The sequence below is a fragment of the Acinetobacter sp. V2 genome (genome assembly GCF_001188385.1).
GTDB classification, from domain to species: Bacteria; Pseudomonadota; Gammaproteobacteria; order Pseudomonadales; family Moraxellaceae; genus Acinetobacter; species Acinetobacter oleivorans.
Map to the genome: position 1 here is coordinate 1,203,173 of NZ_JZFB01000001.1, position 3,897 is coordinate 1,207,069.

Here is a 3,897-nt window from a genome sequence, read left to right on the forward strand (position 1 = left end):
GGCGTCTTCAAGTGTAGCTGTAACTTTTATGGTTAAAATCAACTTATAAATTTCTTTAATGAACCAATTTCGATAGTCACTGACGACCTTATAGGCGGTGGGATAAAGTTTTTCAATTTCAAAAATGGCTTTAAACTGCAAATGGTAAAACCCTTCTAAATCAGCATGTAAAAAGAAGATTTTCTTTAATTTATCGAAAACCATAAGTTCACGGTACGAATGGATAATGGAAAACACCTCGTCTTTTAACGCATCTTTTTGAAAAGTCAGACACATCTCAATAAGTTTTTCTTTAGATGAAAAGCAATTATAAAAGGTGGCTTTGGGTATTTTGGCATCGCTAACAATTCGGTCTACACCGACATTATTAAAGCCATATTGATTAAATAAATTTCTTGCCGCGTGTAGCACTCGCAGTGCTTTAAATGATGCTTCTAAAGTTGGCATAGACATACCGTTTAAAATAATTTTTTGTTGTATATAAAAGAGATAAAAATGCCGTCACTCTTAAATTGAGTGCTAAAAACAGACATATCAAGGCAGCACAAATCCTGCCTTACATATCTCAGGCTTTATTGTTGATATGATTTTTTAGTCGTAATGATCTAAAGGTTAAAACCTATAGTCGATTAAACCATTTTAAATGCTGTTTAAATGGAATGAATAAAGAGACTTTGGCAGAGGCCAATAAAGAAGAAATAGTACGCATATGCGAACTCCTAGATGAAATAGAAGTTCTGCCAAATCACTGCTAAATGATTATGGTGGCAGAACGAAGAAGGGTTAGCAGACCAGTCATCTAGGAACCGGCACGCCCGAGGGCGTCCCTCCTCCGTCCTACCGCTACGAAGGGAGACGAACGAGTTCGACACCAAAAAATTACTTTTTTGATGTCCTAGATGAAAACGGTCTGCTAAAACCGACTGGCAATGTGGCCAGCAGGCAAAGGATAATCGGAGAGATTTTGGGTGTCAATGTTCAAAAAGAAAGAATAAAAACATTTGATATAAAAAAGCTCTTTAAATAACAAGAGCTTTTTGATTTATATTGCCTCTAAATCTAAATTTGCTGATTAGCGATAGCGTTTGTTGCCATCCGAAGTAGTGCAATATTTTTCTTCACGCGGCCCCACACAATTTTTGGTTCCACTACAAGGGCACTCCGAAGAACTACTACTAGACGAACCACTACTAGAACCTCTATAGCTACTTCGTGCATGTGATGGTTTACTCTTTGAAAAGTAACTATGACCACTAAAAGATTTTCCTCCCCCACGGCCTCCTCGTGCCTCAGCCTGAGTTAAAAAGATAATTTGTAATAAAACTAATATCGATAAAAAAATAATTTTCATTTTATCCCCGTAAAAATAGTAAACGGCGATTATAATTCAAACTACTATTTAATAATTCAATTTATTTAACAATATTATTATTTATATAATGACTATAATTCGAACCAATAAACTATTAAAAATTTTATTAGCCTATTAAATATACAGGGTAAAAATTGTAATATAATGCTAACACTAATAAAAACTATAAATTTTAAAAAATTATAATTAGTAACCATATATATTAAAAATTAATATTTATTGAGTGTATCTAACGAATACAAGAACAATCTTTTAAAAATACAGCGTCAATATTTTGATAAATTATGCATATACAGATCTGTCTGTATAAACATATAGCCCACTGAAATATATTATACTTTAGTCTAATGTTTTTGTGTCTAAATAAAAATAAGATGTCGGCTGGGTAACGAGTGAATAAATAATTAACCCAAAATACCTTTAATAAATCAGGAACATAACAATGACTTCGCCTTTAATGAATAATTACCTAAACTTTGCTTCTGGAATTGCCCATCAGCAATACTTGCCAGCCGAAGAAGGTATCCTTAGGGCTTATAACGATGGATGCACCCACTGGTATGTGGATGGAAGTTTACATGGGGAAATGGTTCCAGACTGGTCTGATGAACGAATCGAAAATCTAAATATCTTAATCAAAAAATATAATGTTCAACCTATTTTCCATGGTAACTTCAAAGCACCATTAGGTAGCGATGTTGATTATTTACGAGAAGCAGCGGTTGTATATGTTAAAAAAGAAATTGATATTGCCGCAAAAATTGGAGCACCTTTGGTTATTCACGGTGGTGGTATTGTAGAACCAAAGAAAATTGTATTGGCTAAACAAAAAGCTCTCGATAACTATATTTTATCTGTTAAAGAATTAGCTGAATATGCTGCTGAAAAATCAGTTGATATTTATTTAGAAAATTTATCGAATTATAAAAACTACCGTCCTTTCCATTATGTGTTTACCCACATGGAAGAATACGATTATGTTTTTAATAAAATTGACCACAAAAATGTCTATTTCTTCTTAGATGCAGGACATGCAAATGTGGGTGAAGGTGACCCAGTTGCTGTGGTAGATAAATACCATGACAAAATTAAAGGTATTTCTTTTAGTAATAACAATGGTGAACAAGATCAACACTTTAGTATTGGTCGCGGCACTGTAAATTATTCTGACTTTATCGAAACAATTAACCGCCACAATTGGAAAGGACTTGTTGCCTTTGAGGTGAGAGACAAAACCACTTTAGATTCAGTTAAAGAATTGGCAAGCGCATAAAACTAAAAGCCTTCTGAGGAACATCAGAAGGCTTTTTTTAATTTAAGTAATTCATTTTTAAAAGGATATATGAAGTGAGTGGTTTACTAGTTTTCATTACAATTGCCTTTCTTACGCTATCTAGTCCAGGCCCTGGCGTTTTATTTACAGTGACAAACTCAATCAATTACGGCGTCCGTACAGCCCTATTTGGAATTATTGGGTTAATTATTGGCATGTTTGTCATTGCAGTCATTTCGGCAAGTGGAGTGGGTTTAATCATTACCAGTAATCCCACTATTTTTACTGTATTGAAATTTGTTGGTGCATTTTATTTAATGTATCTAGGTTATAAAAACTTTGTAAAAACATCACCTTCTCAAGATTTATTAGACACTGAAACAAGTGAAAAAGCGGTAAGTAAATCTAAATTATTTTATCAAGGATTATTCGCATCACTTCTCAATCCGAAAACGATTGTTTTCTTTATTGCCTTATTTCCACAATTTATTGATATAAAAGAAAAAATAATAAACCAATTTTTAATACTTTCTTTAACTTTTTGCCTAATTGGTTTCTTAATTCATTTGGTATACGCTAATTTTTCTTCAATTTTTAAAGAAAAAATGCTGTCTGGAAATAACTTTGCCAGATTAAATAAAATCAGTGGCTGTATCTTTTTTATTCTCGCTGTTTTACTGATTACTCAATAAATGAAAAACAGTTATAAACGCTTTTAAGCTAAAAGCGTTTATCCTTTAAAGTATTTCCGCACTCATCCGACGTCTGTTCTACAAATTTAAGCTTGAAGAGATTGCTGATTTAATCTGGATTGAACCAGCAATCTATATGCCCTGCTTTAAGAAATCTATTGTTTTAACTTAATTTTATTTAATGTCATACATAAAGCTTTTTTATCGGCCTCTTTAAGTTGAGGATGCTGTACAGACCACATGTAGCTACAGCTATGAGGTGCTTTATTATTATTTTTCTTAAGTTCATAGGCAATATTTTTTAAAAGCTCAGTATTTAGCGTACTAATTTTTAAACGTACTTCGGCTAAATCTTGCGGTTTCCAATTGGTTTCTGGACTCGACAACCAGTCTGCGCGATATCGGTACTGAATTGCCTTCGCAACATTCATTTGAGTCACAATAAATGGCTTAACTGTTTCACTATTTAGGCCAAAAGAATCGGCTTCAGAAAGTGATTGATCGAGAACTTTCTTTTCTTGAGTTAAATCTTCAATCGGCAAATGCTGTTCTGCTTTATA

4 protein-coding genes are annotated in these 3,897 nt (G+C 33.1%); 2 read left to right on the top strand and 2 right to left on the bottom strand.

Annotated elements, in window-relative coordinates:
- Positions 1 to 447: TetR/AcrR family transcriptional regulator (locus UC75_RS05510; protein WP_228137108.1), on the bottom strand; the 447-nt coding region annotated here is incomplete at its 3' end.
- Between the two features lie 1,367 nt (positions 448 to 1,814).
- Here UC75_RS05510 and UC75_RS05520 point away from each other — a divergent pair.
- Both UC75_RS05520 and UC75_RS05525 read left to right on the top strand, forming a co-directional pair.
- On the top strand, positions 1,815 to 2,645 hold the full coding sequence (locus UC75_RS05520; RefSeq protein WP_049836961.1) for a sugar phosphate isomerase/epimerase family protein: 831 nt from the start codon (positions 1,815 to 1,817) through the stop codon (positions 2,643 to 2,645).
- A gap of 74 nt (positions 2,646 to 2,719) precedes the next feature.
- Complete coding sequence (locus UC75_RS05525) at positions 2,720 to 3,337, top strand: LysE family translocator (protein ID WP_016137774.1); 618 nt, start codon at positions 2,720 to 2,722, stop codon at positions 3,335 to 3,337.
- Positions 3,338 to 3,492: 155 nt separating this feature from the next.
- Here the strand turns inward: UC75_RS05525 and UC75_RS05530 are convergent.
- Positions 3,493 to 3,897 (bottom strand): chorismate mutase (locus tag UC75_RS05530; protein WP_128825202.1); only part of this gene is annotated, 405 nt, incomplete at its 5' end.

What these genes read in the sequence shown, in the direction of transcription:
- UC75_RS05520 (WP_049836961.1), top strand. Translation starts at nt 1,815, where the DNA reads ATGACTTCGCCTTTAATGAATAATTACCTAAACTTTGCTTCTGGAATT.